The sequence below is a fragment of the Rugamonas sp. GW822-FHT03B10 genome (genome assembly GCF_058801745.1).
Genome location: NZ_JBXANP010000006.1, coordinates 271,174 through 292,430 on the forward strand (window position 1 = coordinate 271,174; position 21,257 = coordinate 292,430).

The 21,257-nt window shown below is 66.6% G+C and carries 20 protein-coding genes and 1 tRNA gene; 7 read left to right on the plus strand and 14 right to left on the minus strand.

Translation table 11 applies throughout. The annotated features are described in order from the left end of the window. Nucleotides 1-69 precede the first annotated feature (69 nt). The 3 genes from AC1RQG_RS12765 to AC1RQG_RS12775 all read left to right on the plus strand — a co-directional run bounded on the left by AC1RQG_RS12765 (nucleotide 70) and on the right by AC1RQG_RS12775 (nucleotide 3,885). Nucleotides 70-2,130: a site-specific recombinase gene (locus tag AC1RQG_RS12765; RefSeq protein WP_493131825.1), complete on the plus strand. Its 2,061-nt coding sequence runs from the start codon at nucleotides 70-72 to the stop codon at nucleotides 2,128-2,130. Then, complete coding sequence (cls, locus tag AC1RQG_RS12770; RefSeq protein WP_493131827.1) at nucleotides 2,127-3,515, plus strand: cardiolipin synthase; 1,389 nt, start codon at nucleotides 2,127-2,129, stop codon at nucleotides 3,513-3,515. The genes AC1RQG_RS12765 and cls overlap by 4 nt, the downstream gene beginning before the upstream one ends. 145 nt (nucleotides 3,516-3,660) lie before the next feature. Then, nucleotides 3,661-3,885: a hypothetical protein gene (locus tag AC1RQG_RS12775; protein WP_182218321.1), complete on the plus strand. Its 225-nt coding sequence runs from the start codon at nucleotides 3,661-3,663 to the stop codon at nucleotides 3,883-3,885. Nucleotides 3,886-3,910: 25 nt separating this feature from the next. Here AC1RQG_RS12775 and AC1RQG_RS12780 read toward each other — a convergent pair whose 3' ends face one another. Both AC1RQG_RS12780 and AC1RQG_RS12785 read right to left on the minus strand, forming a co-directional pair. Beyond that, entirely contained in the window at nucleotides 3,911-4,993 is a 1,083-nt protein-coding gene (locus AC1RQG_RS12780; RefSeq protein WP_493131829.1) for an AI-2E family transporter, read from the minus strand. 84 nt (nucleotides 4,994-5,077) lie between these two features. Then, nucleotides 5,078-5,986, minus strand: a complete 909-nt coding sequence (locus AC1RQG_RS12785) for a LysR family transcriptional regulator (protein ID WP_493131831.1) — start codon at nucleotides 5,984-5,986, stop codon at nucleotides 5,078-5,080. Nucleotides 5,987-6,084: 98 nt separating this feature from the next. Here AC1RQG_RS12785 and AC1RQG_RS12790 point away from each other — a divergent pair, with 98 nt between their 5' ends. After that, complete coding sequence (locus AC1RQG_RS12790) at nucleotides 6,085-7,098, plus strand: zinc-binding alcohol dehydrogenase family protein (protein WP_493131833.1); 1,014 nt, start codon at nucleotides 6,085-6,087, stop codon at nucleotides 7,096-7,098. A 14-nt stretch (nucleotides 7,099-7,112) separates the two neighbouring features. Here AC1RQG_RS12790 and AC1RQG_RS12795 read toward each other — a convergent pair whose 3' ends face one another. Next, nucleotides 7,113-7,649, minus strand: a complete 537-nt coding sequence (locus AC1RQG_RS12795) for a hypothetical protein (RefSeq protein ID WP_493131835.1) — start codon at nucleotides 7,647-7,649, stop codon at nucleotides 7,113-7,115. A gap of 212 nt (nucleotides 7,650-7,861) precedes the next feature. Next, nucleotides 7,862-9,073: an alanine transaminase gene (alaC, locus tag AC1RQG_RS12800; protein WP_493131837.1), complete on the minus strand. Its 1,212-nt coding sequence runs from the start codon at nucleotides 9,071-9,073 to the stop codon at nucleotides 7,862-7,864. A gap of 322 nt (nucleotides 9,074-9,395) precedes the next feature. Here alaC and AC1RQG_RS12805 point away from each other — a divergent pair, with 322 nt between their 5' ends. Beyond that, nucleotides 9,396-9,791: a hypothetical protein gene (locus AC1RQG_RS12805; protein ID WP_493131839.1), complete on the plus strand. Its 396-nt coding sequence runs from the start codon at nucleotides 9,396-9,398 to the stop codon at nucleotides 9,789-9,791. 28 nt (nucleotides 9,792-9,819) lie between these two features. Here AC1RQG_RS12805 and AC1RQG_RS12810 read toward each other — a convergent pair whose 3' ends face one another. From AC1RQG_RS12810 to AC1RQG_RS12855, 10 genes are all read right to left on the minus strand, one after another. Continuing rightward, nucleotides 9,820-10,254, minus strand: coding sequence for a hypothetical protein (locus tag AC1RQG_RS12810; RefSeq protein WP_493131841.1), 435 nt, complete (start codon nucleotides 10,252-10,254; stop codon nucleotides 9,820-9,822). 208 nt (nucleotides 10,255-10,462) lie between these two features. After that, nucleotides 10,463-11,383: a cupin-like domain-containing protein gene (locus tag AC1RQG_RS12815; RefSeq protein WP_493131843.1), complete on the minus strand. Its 921-nt coding sequence runs from the start codon at nucleotides 11,381-11,383 to the stop codon at nucleotides 10,463-10,465. A 579-nt stretch (nucleotides 11,384-11,962) separates the two neighbouring features. Then, nucleotides 11,963-12,052, minus strand: a tRNA-Ser gene (locus AC1RQG_RS12820). Between the two features lie 62 nt (nucleotides 12,053-12,114). Continuing rightward, nucleotides 12,115-12,324 (minus strand): hypothetical protein, encoded by a 210-nt coding sequence (locus AC1RQG_RS12825; protein ID WP_493131954.1) that lies wholly within the window; start codon nucleotides 12,322-12,324, stop codon nucleotides 12,115-12,117. A gap of 37 nt (nucleotides 12,325-12,361) precedes the next feature. Continuing rightward, a complete protein-coding gene (locus AC1RQG_RS12830; protein WP_493131845.1) occupies nucleotides 12,362-12,784 on the minus strand; it encodes a type II toxin-antitoxin system HicB family antitoxin in 423 nt (140 codons plus the stop codon). A 55-nt stretch (nucleotides 12,785-12,839) separates the two neighbouring features. Continuing rightward, nucleotides 12,840-13,022, minus strand: a complete 183-nt coding sequence (locus tag AC1RQG_RS12835; protein WP_493131847.1) for a type II toxin-antitoxin system HicA family toxin — start codon at nucleotides 13,020-13,022, stop codon at nucleotides 12,840-12,842. A gap of 149 nt (nucleotides 13,023-13,171) precedes the next feature. Next, entirely contained in the window at nucleotides 13,172-15,223 is a 2,052-nt protein-coding gene (locus AC1RQG_RS12840; RefSeq protein ID WP_493131849.1) for a putative bifunctional diguanylate cyclase/phosphodiesterase, read from the minus strand. Between the two features lie 2 nt (nucleotides 15,224-15,225). Beyond that, nucleotides 15,226-16,344: an EAL and HDOD domain-containing protein gene (locus AC1RQG_RS12845; RefSeq protein WP_493131851.1), complete on the minus strand. Its 1,119-nt coding sequence runs from the start codon at nucleotides 16,342-16,344 to the stop codon at nucleotides 15,226-15,228. A gap of 307 nt (nucleotides 16,345-16,651) precedes the next feature. After that, nucleotides 16,652-17,296 carry a response regulator gene (locus AC1RQG_RS12850; protein ID WP_493131853.1) on the minus strand — a complete coding sequence of 215 codons (645 nt, stop codon included), beginning with the start codon at nucleotides 17,294-17,296 and terminating at the stop codon, nucleotides 16,652-16,654. 16 nt (nucleotides 17,297-17,312) lie between these two features. After that, nucleotides 17,313-18,665: a cache domain-containing protein gene (locus AC1RQG_RS12855; RefSeq protein WP_493131855.1), complete on the minus strand. Its 1,353-nt coding sequence runs from the start codon at nucleotides 18,663-18,665 to the stop codon at nucleotides 17,313-17,315. 204 nt (nucleotides 18,666-18,869) lie between these two features. On the opposite strand from AC1RQG_RS12855, the gene AC1RQG_RS12860 reads away from it, so the two are divergent. After that, the gene (locus AC1RQG_RS12860) at nucleotides 18,870-20,942 is read left to right on the plus strand and encodes a carbon starvation CstA family protein (RefSeq protein ID WP_493131857.1); all 2,073 of its coding nucleotides are present in this window, start codon (nucleotides 18,870-18,872) and stop codon (nucleotides 20,940-20,942) included. Then, nucleotides 20,942-21,142 carry a YbdD/YjiX family protein gene (locus tag AC1RQG_RS12865; protein WP_182157093.1) on the plus strand — a complete coding sequence of 67 codons (201 nt, stop codon included), beginning with the start codon at nucleotides 20,942-20,944 and terminating at the stop codon, nucleotides 21,140-21,142. Before AC1RQG_RS12860 ends, AC1RQG_RS12865 begins: the two co-directional genes overlap by 1 nt. The last annotated feature ends 115 nt before the right edge of the window (nucleotides 21,143-21,257 follow it).

Here is a 21,257-nt window from a genome sequence, read left to right on the forward strand (position 1 = left end):
CACGGGACGCCGGCCGGCGAAAAATGGCATACTGTCGTTTTTCGTCAGTGCGGCCAGTCCGCTCCCCGCATGCTCGCCATTCTCGAACGCATCACCGCAGAGAGCAGCGATATCGGCCTGATGGTCGAGCTCTTCGCCGCCCTGCGCCCGCGGCGCGCCACCGACGGCGCAAGGGCCGCGGCCAACGTGCGCACCCTGTGCCAGCTGCTCAAGGGCAATCCCGCGCACGCCGCCGCGCTGCGGGCCTACGCCTGCCGGCTGCTGGCCGCGCGCCGCCACGCCAGCCTGTACACCGAGGTCGGCGTGCTGTCGAACGACGGCTTCTTCACCGAACTCAAACGCCGCCTGGCCTACCGCGTCCTGCCGCCCGCCCTGGGCGACGACTACCTGAGCGACGCGCTCGACCAACTGCTGCACCGGCGCAGCGACCACCTGTGGATCGCCGCCGTGCCGGCCGCCGACTGGCTGGCCCTGCTGGACGTGGTGGTCCGCGCCGGCGGCGGCCCGGACGATGGCCGGCGCCTGATCCTGCCCGGTCTGCTGGAGGCGATCCGCACCCTGTCCTACCGCGTGTGCGCGCTGGGGCTCGAGCCGCGCCTGACCAACTTCCACACCGAGGTGGAAACCTACGATTCGCCGTTCGTCGAACAGAACGTGGAGGTGGCCGCCTACCTCGCCGGCCACCAGCGCCTGCTGGCCGGCGCCGCGGACACGAGGGAGGACGCGCGCCACCTGCTGGTGATGCTCGACCAGTGCGACGCCGTGGTGGCCAAGATCCGCAAGAAGGCGTTGAGCCAGGGCACCAGCATCGCCCTCACCTACCTGCTGGTGTCGCTCACCCAGAGCACGGACCGGCTGCGCAAGCTGCTGTTCCTGGTCGACGCGGGCGGCGAATCGCCCGCCACGGCGGACGACGCCGCCCCGGACGGCGCGGCGCCGGCCGCGCCCACCGCGCGCCAGGCGGCCGCCTTGGCGCTGGCGCTGGAGCTGATCGAAGCGCACAACAACAAGTACACGGTGCGCGACCTGCTGGCCGACAATATCGACCTGCTGGCCCGCAACGTCACGGAGAACGCCAGCCGCACCGGCGAGCACTACGTGGCCGACGACCGCAAGCAGTTGACGGCCATGTTCCTGTCCTCGTCCGGCGCCGGGCTGGTGGTCGGCTTCATGGCCCTGTTCAAGATCCTGATGTCCTACCTGCGCGCCGCGCCGCTGGTTGAGGCCTTCCTCTACAGCATGAATTACTCGCTGGGCTTCATGTTCATCCACCTGCTGCACTTCACGGTGGCGACCAAGCAGCCGGCCATGACGGCCTCGCGCATCGCCGCCGGCCTGCACAGCCAGGACGGCCGCAACATCGACCTCGACAGCATGGCCGAGCTGATCGGCAAAGTGTTCCGCACCCAGCTCACCGCCGTGCTGGGCAACCTGGCCACGGCCATCCCCACCGCCTGGCTGATCGCCGTCGGCTACCAGGCCGCCACGGGGCGCCACCTGGTCACGCCGGACAAGGCCATGCACCTGCTGCACGACATGGACCCGCTCGGCAGCCCGGCCCTGTTCTACGCGATGATCGCCGGCGTCTGCCTGTTCCTTGCCGGCCTCATCTCCGGCTACTACGACAACCAGGCCCTGTACACGCGCTGGGCCCAGCGGATCGCCCAGCGCCGCGGCCTGGGGCGGCTGATCGGCCAGCCACGCCTGGCGCGCCTGGGGCTGTACCTGGAGGACAACCTGGGCGGTCTGATGGGGAACTTCTACTTCGGCATCCTGCTGGGCACCATCGGCACGCTGGGTTTCCTGCTGGGGCTGCCGCTGGACATCCGCCACGTCACGTTCTCGTCGGCCAACTTCGCCACCGCCCTGGTCGGCCTGGACTACCAGGTCGGCTGGCAGTTGACCGTGCGCTCGGTGCTCGGCTTCCTGGGCATCGGCGCGGTCAACCTGGTGGTCAGCTTCGGGCTGGCGCTGTGGGTGGCGCTGCGCGCGCGCCAGGTCCGCCTGCGCCACGGCGGGCGCCTGCTGCGGGTGCTGGGCGGGAAGTTCCTGCCGCGGCCGCTGGCCATGCTGGTCGGCGCGCGCGAGCCGGCCCGCTCCGACGGCCCGCCCGCCAAGGCCGCCAGATGAACGGGCGGCGCGCGGCGGCCTGGCTGGCCATGGCACTGCTGTGCTGGTCGGTCGGCAGCTGCGCCTCGCTGCCCGACGTGCGGCAACTGGGCAGCACGCTGGCGCCGGCGCCCGCGCCCACCGTCAGCGGCGTCCACGGCCCGCTCAGCAATGAGCGCGCGCTGGGCCTGCTGCGCAAGCGCTGGTCCAGGAACACGCTGGACTTGCAGGCCACCGCCGCGCTGGAAGAAGCGGCCACCGGCGTGCCCCTGATCGCCGGCAACAAATGCACGCTGCTGTACGACGGCCCGCAAACGATGGCGGCCATGTCGGCCGCGATCGCCGCCGCCACCGACCACATCAACCTCGAAACCTACATCTTCGAACAGGACGCGCTGGGCCGCCAGTTCGCCGACCTGCTGATCGAACGCCAGCGCCAGGGCATCACCGTCAACATCCTCTACGACAGCGTGGGCACGCTCGACGTGCCGCAGGCGTTCTTCGATCGCATGCGCGCGGCCGGCATCCACCTGGTCGCGTTCAACCCCGTCAATCCGGCCCGCCTGCACGGCGACGACTGGCGCATCAACAACCGCGACCACCGCAAGCTGCTGATCGTGGACGGCAAGGTGGCGTTCACGGGCGGGCTGAACATCAGCGGCACCTATGCGCGCAGCTCGCTGTTCCGCTCGCGCAGCCCGCCGGCCAACGCCGCGCAACTGGGCTGGCGCGACACCGAAGTGATGGTCGAAGGTCCGGCCGTGGCCGCTTTCCAGTGGGTGTTCCTGCGCACCTGGACCGGCCAGGACGCGGCCGACCTGCCCGACGCCCATTACTTTCCGCCGCCGGTGCGCGCCGGCGACAAGATCGTGCGCGTGCTGGCCAGCGACCCCGGCGGCCAGTTCGAGATCTACAAGGCCTACAGCCTGGCGATCCAGCAGGCGCGCCGCAGCATCCATCTGACGTCCGCCTATTTCGTGCCCGATCCGCAAACGGTGGCCGCGCTGACGGCGGCGGCCCGGCGCGGGGTGGAGGTGCGCATCGTGGTGCCGGGCAAATCGGATCAGGGCCTGGTGTTCTACGCCGGCCGCGCCAGCTACGACGAACTGCTGGCGGCGGGCGTCCACATCCATGCGATGCAGCTGGCCATCCTGCACGCCAAGACGGCCGTCATCGACGGCAACTGGTCCACCGTGGGATCGACCAACATCGACACCCGCAGCTTCCTGCACAACAGCGAACTGAACGTGGTGGTGCTAGGCGACAGCTTCGGCGCGGAAATGGAGAGCGCGTTCCGCGAAGACTTGCGCGACTCGATCGAGATCACGCCCCAGGCCTGGCGCGCGCGCCCGCTCGGCGAGCGCCTGCGCGAGTGGCTGGCGCGCATCATGGCGTACTGGTTGTGAGCGCGAACACGCGCACGGCCGGGCGTTGGTGAAAAAACCACAGCTCCGTCACTTTACTGAATATTTATACAGTACCTGTGGATTCATACAGTAGTTGTGCTATTCTGATGACTCGTTCAACACATCTCCCTTCCAAGGAATTGTCATGACAACACTGAATAGCACCTTTGGTTCCCGTTTTGGTCTGCAATACGCACCGATGTCGTTCCTGCTCCGCATGGGCAAGCGCGAAATGCTGGTGTGCCGTGACTTCCGCAAACGCTACTACGCCGTCAACCCCGTCATCGAACTGGACACGGGCGTTGAAGCGGGCCATCTGGAAGTGCTGTTGCTGCGCCGCTGGCTGCTGATCCTGTCGAAAGCGCACTGATGCCGGCCACAGTGGCGGGCCGCGCTCACACGCTGCGGTCGGCCGCCACGGACGCTGCGCGGTTCTCGAACACGTCCGCCTCGTACCACAGCGTCACGAACAGCACCATGACGACGGGACCGATGAACAGGCCGACCAGGCCCATTGTCTCCACGCCGCCCAGGATGCCGAACAGCACGGCCAGGAATGGCAGCCGCGTCGCATTGCCGATCATGCCCGGACGCACGAAGTGGTCGGCCACGAACAGCACCACGCCGCCCCACGCGGCCACGCCGATGGCGGCCGGCACGCTGCCCTGCACGAACAGCACGGCGGCCGCGCTGACGAAGGCCAGCGGCGCGCCGAACGGGATGATGGCCAGGATGCCGGTCACGGCCGCCCACAGCGCCGGCGAGGCCAGGCCGGCCAGCGCGTAGCCGATACCGATCAGCACGCCCTCGGCCAGGCCGACCAGCACCAGGCCGTTGACGGTGGCGCGGATGGCGGTGGGAATCTTGGCCGCGTAACGGCCCCAGCGCTGTTCGCTGAAGCAATGGCTGCCGATGGCCGTGATCTGGCGCGTCAACGCCATGCCGTCCTTGTAGAAGAAGAACAGGCACAGCAAGGCCAGACCGAAATCGACGAGGCGGTGGAAGAAGCCCGCGCCCATGCTCTTGAGCATGTCGCCGGCCGTGTGGAAGCTGCCCAGGCCGCTGCCCGACAGCAAATGGGCCAGCCCATGCGGCTGGCTCAGCGTGGCCTGCCACCAGTCGGCGATGGCTTCGCCGGCCAGCGGCAAATTGTGCAGCAAGGCCGGCACGGCGATGCCGTCCGTGTTGGCGCCCGCGATGAAGGCGGCCAGTTGCGGCGCCTGGCGCGCGGCCTGGGTCAAGGCCAGCAGCACGGGCAGCACGAACACGCAGGCGCACGCCAGCGTCAACAGGGCCGCCGACAAGATGGCGCGGTTGCCCAGCCGCGTCAGCACGCGGCGGTACAGCGGCCACGTGGCCACGCACAGGATGCCGGCCCACACCAGCGGCAGGAAGAAGCGCTGCATCACGAAAGCGGCCAGCGCGATCAGGGTCAGGGAAAAGCCCGCACTCAGGAGGTCGCGCTGGGATTCGGTCATGGTTGCATCTCCGGTTAACATTGAACGAATGGTAAGGGCATTTGCGCCCGGCGCAAGCATGCGGCGGTAAATTTTTTCCTTGCCTCAACCTGCGAGCAGCCGTTCGCACCGGGCCCGCAGGAAGTCGCGCAATTGCAGCACCGCCGGCGTCACCTGGCTGCGGTGCATGCACACCATGGTCAGCGGCGCCGCTTCGCAGGCGAATTCCGGCAGCAACTGTTCCAGCCGGCCGCTGCGCAGATCGTCGATCACGTCGAGCTGCGACTTGCAGGCGATGCCCATGCCCGCCAACGCCCAGCGCCGCACCACGTCCGCGTCGTCGGCGCTGCGGTCGCCGCCCACCACCACGGTCACGGGCGCGGCGCCGTGCGGGCCCTCGAAAGTCCAGCGGTCATGGATCACGCCGTCGATGGCGAAGCGCAGGCAATTGTGTTCGCGCAGCGCGGCCGGCGTGGCCGGCCTGCCATGGCGGCGCACGTAATCGGGCGCGGCGATCAGCACGCGCCGGTTGTGCGGCGCCAACGGCAACGCGACCAGGCTGGAATCGTCGAGCTGGCCATAGCGTATCGCCAGGTCCACCGGCTGGCGGTACAGGTCGGACACCCGGTCGCCCACGCTCAGCTGCAACACGATGCGCGGATGGCGCTGCTGGAACGCATCGAGCCAGCCCAACACAATATTGCGGCCTATGTCGGACGGCAAGGCGATCTTCAGCGTGCCGGCCACCTCGTCGCGTCCCTGGATCAGCGTCTCATGGCCCTCCTTGAGCAGGCGCAGCGCCTCGCGCGCATGCGTGAGGTAGCGCTCGCCCTGCTCCGTCAGCCGCAACGAACGCGTGGTGCGGGCGAACAGGCGCAGCCCCAGCGCCGTTTCCAACCGTTTGATGCCGGCGCTGGCCAGGGCCGGTGAAATCTCCAGTTCGCGCGCGGCGGCCGAAAAGCTCCCGTGCTCAGCCGTGCGCACGAACACGGTCAAATCATCCAGACGCAGCAATTTTCCTCATTCCTTTGAAAGTGTTTCGGCATTGACCTTCTTTTTCTTCAAGATCGGATAAATGATGATACGCCCATTCACATCAACCGGAGAAATTCATGCAAGCGATCGCCTACCGCCACAACCTGCCCATCACCGACGCCGACGCGCTGCGCGACGTCGAGCTGCCCGCGCCGCAGGCGCTGGGGCGCGACCTGCTGGTCGAGGTGCGCGCCATTTCCGTCAATCCGGTCGATGTGAAGATCCGCACCGGCGTCACCCCGGCGGCCGGTGAGGACAAGGTGCTCGGCTGGGACGCGGCCGGCATCGTCCAGGCCGTCGGGCCCGACGTCACCCTGTTCCGCCCCGGCGACGCCGTCTGGTACGCCGGCGCGCTCAACCGCCCCGGCGCCAACAGCGCGCTGCATCTGGTGGACGAGCGCATCGTCGGCCGCAAGCCGGAGCGGCTCGATTTCGGCCAGGCGGCCGCCCTGCCCCTGACGGCCATCACGGCCTGGGAATTGCTGTTCGACCGCCTCGGCGTGCCGCGCGGCGCCAGCGCGGCCGGGCAATCGCTGCTGGTGGTGGGCGCGGCCGGCGGCGTCGGTTCCATCCTCGTGCAACTGGCGCGCCAGCTGACGGGGCTGACGGTGATCGCCACCGCCTCGCGTCCCGACACGGCGCGCTGGGTGCGCGACCTGGGTGCCCACCACGTGATCGACCACACCCAGCCGCTGGACCAGGAAGTGGCGCGGCTCGGCTTGCCGCCGGTGAACTACGTCGCCAGCCTGAACCAGACGGAACAGCACTGGGGCGCGATCGCCGAACTGGTGGCGCCGCAGGGCAAGGTGGCGCTGATCGACGATCCGGCCGCCATCGACGTGCGCCTGCTCAAGCGCAAGAGCGTGTCGCTGCACTGGGAATTCATGTTCACGCGTTCGCTGTTCGGCACACCCGACATGCAGCAACAGCACCAGCTGCTGAACGACGTGGCGCAACTGGTGGACACGGGCTTGATCAAATCCACGCTGTCCGAGCGCTACGGCAAGATCAACGCGGCCAACCTCAAGCGCGCCCACGCGCTGATCGAAAGCAACCGCGCGATCGGCAAGATCGTGCTGGAAGGGTTCTGAGGGAAGCTGCCCGCCTAGGCGCCGGGCAGTTGGCCGCAGGCGGCCAGCTCCTGCGCGCGCAGGTCGCGCAGGCGGGCCAGCACGGCGTTGTCATGGGCGCTCAGCTCGGCCTGCAACACGCCGGCCAGCCCGCATGCGTCGGCTATCGCTTGCAGTAGTTCCTGCTGTCGGCGCCGCAACAAGTCCGACACATAGCCCAACTGCTCGAACATGGTGTCGATTTCCAGGCAGCAATCGCGCAGTTCGAGCAAGGATTTGCGCGTCGATTCCACCGCGTCCGTCAACCCCTTGTCGAGGTCCAGCAGTTCCAGGCGGGTTCTGCCATCGGACGCCATCTGGCGCACGACGGCCAGCCAGCGGCGGAACTTGGCGCAGATGCCGTGCATGCGCACGATCTTCCTGTGCAGCACGCGGCAGTAATGCCAGCACAACCAGCGCATCGGCAGCCGCGCCAGCGCGGGCGGCAGCCCGACGGCATGCGAGCGCCGCTCCAGCCAGCGCACGCCGGCCAGCATACGTTCCAGGGAAATACGGATGGGCACATTGGACATGATGCGCGGCTCCGGCAAGGTGGAGGAGATCCACGCTACAGTAGCAAATGCGGACATGATGCCGCTGCCTGGCGCGCACGCCATTTGACCTGCCTTAAGAGATCGCGGCGCCAGCACGGCGCCCGGTGCGTATGCCGCCACAATCGAGGGCGGCGGACGGCAGGCGGAGACGGCCACCCGCGCCGTCCCCGCCCTCGCCGTTCAGCGAGCCCTTACTTCGCGCCGGCGGCCTCGCCCTTGCGCAGCATGGCCTTGATGCCGCGCAAGCCCTGGCGGATACGGGCTTCGTTCTCGATCAGCGCGAAGCGCACGTACTCGTCGCCGTACTCGCCAAAACCGATGCCCGGCGACACGCACACCTTGGCCTCGGCCAGCAGCAGCTTGGAAAACTCCAGCGAACCGAGGTGCAGGTACGCGTCCGGAATCCGGGCCCAGATGTACATCGACGCCTTCGGCTTATCGACAACCCAGCCCGCCTCGTTCAAGCCCTTGTGCAGCACGTCGCGCCGGCTCTGGTACTGGGCCACGATCTCGCTCACGCAGCTCTGGTCGCCTTCAAGCGCGGCGATGGCGGCCACCTGCACCGGCGTGAAGCTGCCGTAATCGTGGTAGCTCTTGATGCGCGCCAGCGCCGCCACCAGCTCCTTGTTGCCGACCATGAAACCGATGCGCCAGCCGGCCATGTTGTAGCTCTTGGACATGGTGAAAAATTCCACCGCCACATCGCGCGCGCCCGGCACCTGCATGATGGACGGCGCCTTCCAGCCATCGAACGCGATATCGGCGTAGGCCAGGTCGTGCACCACGAGGATGTTGTGCTGGCGTGCCAGCGCCACCACGCGCTCGAAGAACTCGAGCTCCACGCACTGGGCCGTGGGGTTGGACGGGAAGCCCAGCACCATCATCTTGGGCTTGGGATAGCTCTCGCGCACGGCCCGTTCCAGCTCGGCGAAAAAGTCCACGCCCGGCGTCATGCGCACCGAGCGGATATTGGCGCCCGCGATCACGGCGCCCCAGATGTGGATCGGGTAGCTGGGGTTGGGCACCAGCACCGTGTCGCCACGGTCGAGCGTGGCCAGCATCAGGTGCGCCAGGCCTTCCTTGGAACCGATGGTGACGATGGCTTCCGAATCGGGATCGAAATCGACGTCGTAGCGCGTCTTGTACCACTTGGTGATGGCGCGCCGCAACCGGGGGATGCCCTTGGACGCGGAATAACCATGGGTGTCGGGCCGCTGCACGGTCTCGATCAGCTTGCTGACGATGTGCGGTGGCGTGGGCCCGTCCGGATTACCCATCGACATGTCGATGATGTCTTCGCCGCGCCGGCGGGCGGCCAGCTTCAGTTCGGCGGTGACGTTGAAAACGTAGGGCGGCAGGCGGTCGATGCGCGCGAAGTTGCGCACAGGAGGAGTGGTGGTCATGAGTTGTCTTTACGTAAGCGCCCGGAACCGTCCGAGCGACGCCGGCACAAGGATGTGCCTGCAACCATACTAGCCGAAACAAATGCGCGCTGACAAGCCCCCTTGCTGCGCCGCCAGCGCCCGCCCTCTTGACGCGTCGCAACAACCGGGACGCGCAAGGTGATTCCGCACAGCAATGTACTTTCCCACATGGAAAATTGATGCGATAATCAAGCTTGCGGTAACGGCCACGCTGGACGCCGTCCGCCTCCCCCGGTATCACGCGCCCCGACCGGCGCAGCACAGAATTGCCATGAACAGCGCAGCGATCACACAAGAGCTTTTGGATCAACAACTGAAGACCTGCGGCTGGCACATCGCCGCCACGCTGGGTCTGGGGATGCTGGCCGTGCCGTTGGCCATCTACGGCCAGGACAGCCTGGAGGCGGCGCGCCCCATCTTCCCCATCATCGACCAGAACTACGGCAGCTGGCAGGCCGGCTATCTGCTGGCGCTGCTCCTGCTGGGCCTGGTGTGGGCCGCCGCCATGCGGCAAAAGATCAACCACTTCCAGACCGGCCTGCACAATCTGCGCACCCAGCGCCGCATCGACGAGCACAAGCAGTTGCGCGCGCGGCAAGCCGAGGAGGCCCGCCAGGCGCGCGAAGCGGCACGGGCCGAACAGGCGGCCCAGCCGCTGTTCCGGCACGGCGGGCGCGGCGGCAAGTTCGACTACTGACCCGCGCCGCGCGCCGCGCCGTCCCGGCTCAGGGCGTGCTCAGGTTGGCGTGTGTCTTCTCGCGGTCGAACATGAGGAACTTGAGCACCACGTCGGTCACATTGCGGTCGTAATTCGAACGCGCCGTGCGCTCGTCCTCGAACCAGCGCCGCTGCTCGCCGGCCGTGGCCGGCGTTCGCCCCTGATAGGGCGACACGAACGGCGTGAGCTGGCTGGACCGCACCGTTTCGCTGGTGAAGCCCGCCGTCAACTGCGTGCACAGCCGGTAGTCGGATTTGATGCTGATGTGGTAACGCGGCGATTTCTTGATACCTATCCCCCCCGGCGAATCCGAAATGAAGCCCTTCTCGACCGCCTCGGTGATCTGTTTCTGCTCAAGTTCGCTGCGCCCAGTCCAGATCCCGTCCGGAATCTGTACGTAGCACTTGTCCTTGAGGCCGCCAATCTGTATGAAATGCGCCATGCGTTTCTCCTTGCGCCGCCCGCAGGCGGCCGGTTGTGGTGAGAGGAAAAGACGAACTGCGATTGCTGAACAGCTGTTACGGATGGGATACGTGGACCAACTTGCAGATTATAGAACGGCCGCCGGCCATGACCACCCGGCATCGGCCCGGTTGATCGTCGCGCGGCCCGATTGTTGTATTTTTTGAACCGGCGACGCGGGCCAGCGGTCAGGCGGAACGCCGCACGGCGGAGTCGCCGTGCAATGCCAACGGCACCGCCCTCGCCCATCGGTTCGACGACAGCGAGAACGTCAGCGCGCGCACCTGGTGATACCAGCCGGCCGGCACGTACAGCATGTCGCCCGGTTCGACCAGGCACTCGATCATGGTCGCCTGGCGCGCCAGCGGAAGGCGCTCGAAGTCCGGCGCCTCGGGGTCGAACGGCGAACCGAACAGGATGGCGTTCGCCTCCTTCGGATACAGGAATGCCTCATGGTGCGGCGGCGACAGGAAGATGCGCTTGCTTCCCCATATTTGCGCGAAGATGTTGTCGTCGTAGTCGCAGTGGAGCGGCGTGACCGTGCCGGCCGGACCCAGCCAGAAGCGCGGCGGGCCCATCTTGTCGAAATACGTGGGCCAGTGGCACAGGCCGTTCAGCTCGCGCAATTCCAGATTGCCCGAATAAGGCGGCAAGCCTTCCGTGGTGGCATCGGCCAGGTCCAGGTATTCGAGCATCGTCATATCGCGCATGGCGCGGTCCGGCGCGAAAGCCGTGTTGATGTAGTCGCCCACGCGCGCGCGGACGGGCACGTGGCCGTAGCGCTCGCGCAGGATGGACGGTGGCATGGCGGTCAACGGCCAGCGTTTGACGAGGCCGCCGATCATGAACGGCAGGCCCTGTTCCGCGCGGGCCCGGAACGCGGCCGCGTCCAGCGGACCCAGGCGCGGCACGGCGGTGATGGCGGGCAGATCGCGGGCGGCGCGCTGGATCGCGTCGCGCATGGCCTGAACCGACGTGACACCGCGCACCTGCGCGTCGCGTTCCTCCAGCGCCCGCTTTTTCGCCATCGCATCCTCGGGCGAGGCGGCGCTGAACGCGGACCTCGGAGGCGGCAGGCGCCGCACCCTGCCACTGTTTTCCTTCGACATAAATCTTCGCTATCAGTTCGTTACCGCGACGCTGGCGGGCCGACAGTATAGCAAGGACGCGCCGCACCAGCCCCGCCACCGTTCTTGCCCGGGATTTCAGACAAAAAAAAGCCCACCGGCAAGGGTGGGCTGAATCCAATTCTTGGAGGAGTTGGAGGAGACAGGTGAATTATGCTGCATCACAGCATATAAGGCCAATTCTAATTTGTAATCAGTTGTATCACTGATGTGAATGTTACGAGGCTTGCCCAGCCTTGCCCGTATCGCCTATCGGATTTCGCGGCGCCGCTCACTGAGAGGCCTCAGGAGTCGATGCGATAGGCAAGCGATAACATCAGTGGGACACATGCCATCCGGTGTGAGGGGACGGGCTGCGGGCCTGCTTGCTGAGCATGTCAGAGAGAGGACGCGCGCCCTCGGCGCGCGGGGCTGGGCGCGGAGCGCCCAGCAATCGGGCGATTCGGGGCGGGATGGCCCTGCAGGGCCATGCCCTTCGAATCTCACACGGGGAGCGCGCAGGCGCTCCCCTCGCTTCCGCCAGGAAATAAAAAACCGCCTTGCGGCGGTTTCTTTATTTCCTGGCGGAAGCGGTGAGATTCGAACTCACGAACGGGTCTCCCCGTCGGCAGTTTTCAAGACTGCTGCCTTCAACCGCTCGGCCACGCTTCCTGAGTGGCAGCATTATACAGAATCAGCAGCGCCTTGCCAGCTTATCCCGACCATCCCTTGCTTCACGCCGCCTTATCCACCTGCGCCGGCCGCCAGTTGTCGCGCAGCGCCTGGTCCACCAGCTTGGTCAGCAGACTGCGGTTAGGTAAGTCCGTCAGCGCGTCGTAGTAGGACAGGTGGCGGATGCGCTCCTCGGCCAAGTTGCGTTCAATGATGTCGGTCAGGTTGGCGACCGGTCCGCCGCGCGCGCTATGGGCGCGCGGCTCGTCCACACTAGCTTTCTTTGCCTACGGACCAGCGACTCATAAATCACGTCGGCTCAAGCGAATTGGTCTCCGCCTCAATGAGGCGCAATGCCGCACGCGACAGCAAGCCGCTGCGCGTTTCATGGCGAGCGTTCGCATAGCGGTCAATTTTGCTCAACACAAAGCGGGGGACGCTGATGTTTATGCGCTCCGGCTTATTGTCGAGCTTTTCAAGATCAATCTCGACCAACGCCCAAATTCCCCCTTTGTAATCCGGGTTTTCCTGCAGAGTTTCGATCGCCGTTAGCGCAATTTCGACAGGCTCGTCCAATTCCAACAGCGTTTCGATGTGGCTTCTGATGGCCTCTCTGACATTTTTCAGTGCGTCTTCAACGGTTTCCCCCCATGAGTGGACACCTTTGATGTTAGGGACAGTCACCCCATAAACACTGCCTTCATCCTTGAAAATAACAACGGGGATGTCCATTTCCGGCCTCTCCTGTCCATGGAACCAGTAATCCATGTAGCTATGAATTCACGCGTCACCTCAGCCCTGCATCCTTCAAAATGCTGTTCCACGTTCCAACGGGCAGATCTTTCTTAGGGTGGGGCACAGTGACAAGTCCTGGCTTCGTCGGGTGTTTGAAGTGGTGGTGGCTACCTTTGACACGTATGAGTTTCCAACCGTCCTCTTCCAGCATCCGAATCAATTTGCTTGAGTTCATCCCCCTCCCGAAGGCCGGCATGTGTAACTTTACACAAAAAATGAAGGGGCGTGTAGAAGTGTGTATGGATTCTGCCGTCCAGGGATCGGACAGGGACGAGCGCAAAGGACAGACATGCCCGGGATCCTCCCCGTGCATGCCCGATCACATCAAGCCGCCTTGTCCGCCTGTGCCGGCCGCCAGTTATCGCGCAGCGCCTGCTCGAACTGGTCCGCCGGCAGCGGCCGCGAGAACAGGTAGCCCTGCACCTCGTCGCAGCCCGACGATTTGAGGAAGGCGAGCTGCTCCACCGTCTCGACGCCCTCGGCGATCACCTTGTGCTTGAGCTGTTGGGCGATGCTGATGATGGTGCTGGCGATCGCGCAATCGTTGGCGTCCGATGGAATCCCGGTGGTGAACGAACGGTCGATCTTCAGCGTGTCGATGGGGAAACGCTTGAGGTAGGACAGGCTCGAATAGCCAGTCCCGAAGTCATCGAGCGACAGGGTCACGCCCAGCGCCGTGATGCGGTCCATGATGCCGATCACGCGGTCGATGTTGTGCATCAGCGTGCTTTCGGTGATCTCGAGTTCCAGCCACGACGGCTCCAGCCCGTAGCGCTTGAGCGTCTCGGTCACCCGCCCCGGCAGCGCGGATGTGAATTCGCGGGCCGACACGTTCACGGCCAGCCGGATCGGCGGCAAGCCCGCCTCCTTCCATTTCTGCGCCTGCGCGCACGCGGCCTCCAGCACCCATTCGCCGACCTGCACCACCAGCCCGGTGGCCTCGGCCAGCGGGATGAATTCGGCCGGCGGCACCAGCCCGCGCTCCGGATGATGCCAGCGCACCAGCGCCTCGGCGCCGATGATCTTGCCGTTGCTGATCGAGAACTTGGGCTGGTAATGCAGCAGCAACTGGCCGTTGCCCAGCGCGTGCCGCAGCCCGGTCTCGATGCGCATGCGCTCCTGCATGCCCTGGTTCATGTCCTGGCTGTAGAACGCCACGTGGTCGCCGTCGGCGTCGCCCTGCTGCTTGGCGCGGTACATGGCGATGTCGGCCAGCCGCAGCAGGGTCTCGGCGTCGGCGCCGTCCTGCGGATAGACGCTGATGCCGATGCTGCCGCCGACCCGCAGGTCGTGGCCGTCGATCAGGAACGGCGCGCTGAGCGCGCTCAGCAGCTTGTGCGCCACCATGCTCGCTTCGTAGTGCTGGCTGATGTCGAACAGGCCGACGGCGAATTCGTCGCCGCCGAGCCGCGCCACCAGGTCCTGGTCGCGCAGCACGCTGCGGAAACGGCGCGCCGCTTCGCGCAGCAGCTCGTCGCCGGCGTGCCGGCCCAGGGTGTCGTTGATCAGCTTGAAGCGGTTGAGGTCGATGAACAGGACGCAGCCTTGCAGCTTGCTGCGCTGGGCCACCGTCAGCGCCTGGTCCACCAGCTTGGTCAGCAGGCTGCGGTTGGGCAGGCCCGTCAGCGCGTCGTAATAGGCCAGGTGGTGGATGCGCTCCTCGGCCAGCTTGCGCTCGGTGATGTCGGTCAGGTAGGCGATCAGGCCGATCGAGCGGTCGTTGATGTCGCACAGCGGCGACAGCGACAGGCTGGCCCAGAACACCTCGCCGTTCTTCTTCTTGCGCCGCACCTCCATCAGGCGCCCGCCCTGTTCGAGGAAGGCGTCGCGGAAGCCGGTGTCCTCGTCGTCGTACAGGAACAGGATGTTGCGGCCCACGGCTTCCACGGCGCTGTAGCCGAACAGCCGTTCGGCGCCCTTGTTCCAGCTGGTGATGAAGCCGTTCAAATCCATGGTCAGCACCGATTCGTGCATCTGGTCGAGGATCTGCGACTGGTGTTGCAACTGCGCCTCCACCTGCACATAGGCGTGGGTGGAGCGCTGCGCCAGCGAGTGCACTTGCAGCACGCTGCCGGCCAGGCTGGCCAGGCTGGCCAGGTGCTGTTCGTCGAGCGCGCTGTAGCTGTCGCGGCCGGAAACGACGAAGCGGCCGAACAATTGGTTTTCGAAGCGCACTTCCTGCACCAGGGCGCTGACCGGCGCGGCGCCCTCGCCGGCCTGCTCGTCTGCCGGCAGGTAGTGGCCGGACGGGCTGTCGAGCACTTCGCGTGCGATGCGTCCCAGCTCCTGCGCCAATGCCTGGCCCCGCAAACGCAGGACCGCGTCGCACAAGGCGGCGCTGTGGCGCAGGAAGTTGGAGACGGGATGGGCCAGCATGGCTATAAGTTCCTGCTCACCTGGATCGCCCAGTGATAGGCTTGTAGCTGGCCTTGCCAGTAGGTCTCGTGGTCGATGCCGGCCGCGTCCAGCGCGGCGGGGTCGGCCTGTTCGACCAGGGTCAGCAGTTCGCCCAGCGGGCCCGTGCGTTCGAGCAGCGCGCGCACCACGTCCAGGTCCAGGCTCAGGGCGCCGACGATGTCGGCCATGGGCATGCCCAGCAGCACGTCGAGCAGCGAGAACACGCCGGCCACGAAGGCCATGTCCTGCTGGTCGCGGTCGCCGCCGCGGGCCTTGCTCAGCGTTTCCATCTGCGACGCGCGCACGGCCGCCAGCGGCAGCAAGGGGTTGACGCCGCCCTCGTCCTGCTGGCGCGCGTACAGCAACAGTTGCAGCCAGCGCTGCAGCTGGCGCCGGCCCAGCATGTTGATGGCCTGGCCGAAGCTGTGGATCGGCGTGCTGAGCGCGAAGGCGGCCGAGTTCACCAGCTTGAGCAGGTGGTAGGACAGGGCCGGGTCTTGCTTGAGCAGGATTTCCAGTTCGCGCGAATCGGCGTCGCGCGCCAGCATGCCCAGCAGCGCCAGCAGGCGCTTGCGCGAGGTGCCGTCGCCGCCGGCCGCGTCCTCGGCCGGGTGGCGCGCGAAGTCGCCCATGAACCAGCTGAAGCCGGCCGCGCGGCACGCGGCCTGGCGGGCCTGGCTGTCGACGTGGCAGGCCAGGTGCGGACCCGGCTGGGCCACCAGCGCCAGCGCGGGAGGCAGTTCGGCCGCGCAGTTGAACAGCAGCGCGCGGGCGCCGGCCTTGGTGGCGGCCGGTCCGGCCACGCCGTCGACCATGATGCGGTAGCCGGCCTCGGCCAGCGCGCCGCACTTCTTCTGCGCGGCCTCGTCCAGCAGGGCCACGGCCGGCACGCGCAGGATCACGCGGTGCGGCGGCAAGGAACCCAGGTGGTTCGCCTCCAGCACGCGCGGATCGGGCAGCGGCACGATGCAATCGAGCGGGGCCAGCGCGCCCAGCGCGTCCGGATAGTTGAGCAGGGTCAGCGCGGCCTGCAGCACGTTGCCGGTGCCGGGCGACCATTCGAATGCCAGCGCCACCCACGCGTTTTGGGCATTGGACACGGCATGCAAACGCACGAGCGGAAACGGACTGGGTTCAGGCACGGACATCGGTATCTCGGTTGGGTCGTGCGCGTTATCTTAGTTCAAGTATTGTTGGAGAGCAATCATTCACCAGCCAGCCTCCCCCAGCAACCCCCTGACAGACCAATCTTTACGCGCGCAACATTTTATTTTTTGCAAGTAACAATTTTACCTGGTGGGAACGGGAATATAGCAGATATTGGCACGGGAACCGGACACAGTTGAACAATGGGTAAGGGTATTAGAAGTGGCTTTCAACTTTTTCACCACAGACCAGTTCGCCCGGCTAGCCGCCCCGTCCGAACTGGGCGTGCTGGACCGCGAAACGGATCAGTTCGGCCTGCCCTTCGATGCCCAGTTTGCGCTTGATGTTGAGGCGATGGGTCTCCACCGTGCGCACGCTCAGATCGAGCGCGCGGGCGATCTGCTTGTTCGATTCGCCGTTGGCGATGTGGCGCAGCACCTCGTGCTCGCGCACCGTCAACTGGTTGTCCTGGGTTTGCGGCTTGGCCAGCTGGCGCGCCAGGCCGGCGCTGTAGTAGATGCCGCCCGACATCACCGTCTCGATGGCCACCACGATGTCCTTGCCCGGCGCGTCCTTGAGCACGTAGCCGCGGGCGCCGGCCTGCATGGCCTGGGTCACGTATTCGAGCTTGTCGTGCATCGACAGCACCAGCACGGCGATGGCCGGATACGCCTGGCGGAACTGGGCCGTGGCCTCGATGCCGTTGCTGCCGCGCATATTGATGTCCATCAGCACCAGGTCGGGCCGGTGCAGGCCGGCCTGCTCCAGCGCCTCGGCCGCCCCGCCCGCCTCGGCCACCACCTGGAACTGCGCCATCGCTTCGAGCCGGGCCCGCAGGCCGTCGCGCACCAGCGGATGGTCGTCGACCAGCAGGATCTTCACCACGTTCTTGATCTCGTCGTTCATACGGTCACTTGAGTACTCAACTATTGTTCAGGGCGCGCGCCGTCACCAGCGTGCCGCCCGGCGAGGAGTCGATCGCGAACAGGCCGCCGATCGCCTCCATGCGCTCCATCATATTGCGCAATCCGATTCCGTGCTTGGGGTGGAGCGCGATGCCGTCGGCGTCGAAGCCGACGCCATCGTCGCGGATGGTGAGCGTGACGCCGTCGCCGTCGCCATGCAGGCCGAGGTCGATGCGGTGCGCGCCCGCGTGGCGGCCGATGTTGGTCAGCGCCTCCTGGGCCACCCGGAACAGCACCGTGTTGGCCACGTCGGACAAGCCGTCCGTGACGCCCTCGGCCTCGAAATGGACCGGGGTGGCGCTGCTGAGCGTGACCTCGTGGGCCAGGTGGTCGAGCGCGGCGGCCAGGCCCAGGTCGTCGAGGATGGCCGGGCGCAGGTTGTGCGAGATGCGGCGCACCTCGCCCAGCACGTTGTTCAGTTGCCCGGCCGTGTGCTCGAACACGGCCTGGGCCGCCTGGCGCCGCGCCGCGTCGCCGCCCAGGCCGATGATGCCGGCCTCGATCTGCAGCTTGATCGACACCAGCCACTGGCTGATGCCGTCGTGCAGGTCGCGCGACAGCCGCGCCCGCTCCTCCTCCTGCGATTCGACCACGCGCTGGGCCAGCGCCTTGAGCTTGGCGTCGGCCACGCGCGATTCGCTGATGTTGAGCGCCAGCCCGGAGCCGCCCACCACCAGCGCGGCGGCGATGGCGATGGCGGCGATCCACAGCATGGTGTAGCGGATGTTGGCCGATTGCTGGGCGTCGATGCGGGCCAGCGCCTGGTCCACGTCGTCGAGGTAGATGCCGGTGCCCAGCATCCAGCCCCAGTCCGGCAGCGCCACCACGTAGCCGAGCTTGGGCGCGGCCTTGTGGCTCGACGGCTTGACCCAGGAATAACGCACCAGCCCGCCGCCGGCCCTGGCCCGCTCCAGCAGGCGCTGGATGGTGGGATTGCCCTGCTCGTCGCGCAGCTGGAACAGGTTCTGGCCCACCAGTTCCGGCTGGCGCGGGTGCATCAGGGCCTTGCCCTCCATGTCGTACAGGAAGAAATAGCCATCGTCGCCGTAGCTGAGCGCCGACAGGATGCGCTTGGCCTCGTCCAGCGCCGGCGCGTCGCCGCGCCCGGCCAGGTGGGCGATCGAATGCTGGGCCAGCGCCACGTAGTGCTTGAGCTCGGCCTCCTTGCTGGCCAGATAGGCTTGCTGGATGGTGTCGTGCTGCTGCTGGGCCAGCGTGATGGCCTGGTGGCGCACGGCCAGCGCGATGGCGAACAACGCCAGGATCAGCGGCGTTATGGCCAGAAAGATGACTTTTTGCCGCAGTTTCATGTCGCGTCCGCCAAGAAGGTTCCGTGCCGCATTCTACGCCGGACGGGCCACGGCGGCCTACGTAGTTGCACGTAGCAAAGCTGCGTAGTGCTGCGCTTGTTCCAGATATTGCGATCCTGAATACTATCCATAAGCTGCGGGCATGCCGAAACACCACCCCAGGCAGGTGCACAACGCAGCATTCCACAATCTTTGGAGGGAAGTATGCAACACACACCAAACCGGCTCGTGAGCCGGCTGGGCTGGACAGCCCTGTCCCTGGCCGGCGCCTGCGCGCTGGGCGTGATCGGCCTCAAGCGCGGCGAATCGATCAGCGCCATCTGGATCGTCATCGCCGCCGTCTGCGTCTACCTGATCGCCTACCGCTTCTACAGCCTGTTCATCGCCGACAAGGTGCTGGGCCTCGACGGCCGCCGCATGACGCCGGCCAACCAGCACAACGACGGCCTCGACCACGTGCCGACCAACAAGTACGTGTTGTTCGGCCACCACTTCGCCGCCATCGCCGGCGCCGGCCCGCTGGTCGGCCCGGTGCTGGCCGCGCAGATGGGCTACCTGCCCGGCATGCTGTGGATCCTGGCCGGCGTGGTGTTCGCCGGCGCCGTGCAGGACTTCATCGTGCTGTTCATCTCGATGCGCCGCGACGGCCGCTCGCTGGGCGACCTGATCAAGTCCGAGCTGGGCCAGGTGCCCGGCATGATCGCGCTGCTGGGCACCTTCATGATCATGGTCATCATCCTGGCCGTGCTGGCCCTGATCGTGGTCAAGGCGCTGACCAACTCGCCATGGGGCAGCTTCACCGTGATGGCCACCATCCCGATCGCCCTGTTCATGGGCGTGTACTCGCGCTACATCCGCGTCGGCCGCATCGGCGAGATCTCGGTGATCGGCTTCATCCTGCTGATGGGCGCCATCTTCGGCGGCCAGTACGTGCAGGGCAACCCGGCGCTGGCGCCGATGTTCACCTTCACCGGCACCGAGCTGACCTGGATGCTGATCGGCTACGGCTTCATCGCCTCGGTGCTGCCCGTGTGGCTGCTGCTGGCGCCGCGCGACTACCTGTCGACCTTCCTCAAGATCGGCACCATCGTCGGCCTGGCGCTCGGCATCGTGCTGGTGGCGCCCTACCTGAAGATGCCGGCCATGACCAAGTTCATCGACGGCACCGGCCCGGTCTGGTCGGGCAGCCTGTTCCCGTTCCTGTTCATCACCATCGCCTGCGGCGCCGTGTCCGGCTTCCACGCGCTGATCGCCTCGGGCACCACGCCCAAGATGATCGAGAACGAGCGCCACGCCCGCTTCATCGGCTACGGCGCCATGCTGATGGAATCGTTCGTCGCCATCATGGCCCTGGTGGCCGCCTCCACCATCGAACCGGGCGTGTACTTCGCCATGAACAGCCCGGCCGCGCTGATCGGCACCTCGGCCGAGACGGCCGCCCATGCCGTGTCGCAATGGGGCTTCTACGTCACCCCAGAGATGCTGACCCAGACCGCCAAGGACGTGGGCGAGCTGTCCATCATCTCGCGCGCCGGCGGCGCCCCCACCCTGGCCGTGGGCATGGCCAACATCCTGTCGGGCGTGCTGGGCGGCAAGACCCTGATGGCGTTCTGGTACCACTTCGCCATCCTGTTCGAAGCGCTGTTCATCCTCACCGCCGTGGACGCGGGCACCCGCGCCGGCCGTTTCATGCTGCAGGACTTGCTGGGCGCCTTCGTGCCGGCACTGAAGAAGACCGAGAACGTGGGCGCCAACCTGCTGGCCACCGGCCTGTGCGTGGCGGCCTGGGGCTACTTCCTGTACCAGGGCGTGGTCGATCCGCTGGGCGGCATCAACACGCTGTGGCCGCTGTTCGGCATCGCCAACCAGATGCTGGCCGCGATCGCGCTGATCCTCGGCACCTGCGTGCTGTTCAAGATGAAACGCGGCCAGTACGGCTGGGTCACGCTGGCGCCCACGGCCTGGCTGCTGCTGTGCACGCTGACGGCAGGCTGGCAGAAGATCTTCGACGCCAACGTCAAAGTCGGCTTCCTGGCCCACGCCGCCAAATACCAGGCCGCGCTCGACGGCGGCAAGCTGCTGGCGCCGGCCAAGTCGGTGGCGCAGATGCAGCAGGTGATCTTCAACGACTACCTCGACGCGTCGCTGGCCGGCTTCTTCATGGTGGTGGTGCTGGCCGTGCTCGGCTTCGGCATCCGCACCGTGCTGGCGGCCCGCGCCAACGCCCAGCCCAGCGCCCAGGAAAGCCCGCTGGTGCTGATGCCGACGGTGCAGTGATGTTCGGCGAACTGGTCAAGGCTGGCCGCTACCTGGGCCAGAGCGTGCGCCTGATGGTGGGCCTGCCCGAATACGACACCTACGTGTCGCACCGGGAAGCGACCCACCCGGGCGAACCGATGATGAGCTACGAGGAATTCTTCCGCGAACGCCAGGAGGCCCGCTACGGCGGGGCCGGCAAGCGCGGCGGCTGTTGCTGACCCGCTCCCTGTTTCTGCCTTTGTTCCGCACCGCCCTTGCCGGCCGTGCGGAACTTTTTTTTGGTCCCCCTGGTCTAACAGTGTCCAGCCGGGCAACCAGGCTCGGCCCACCACG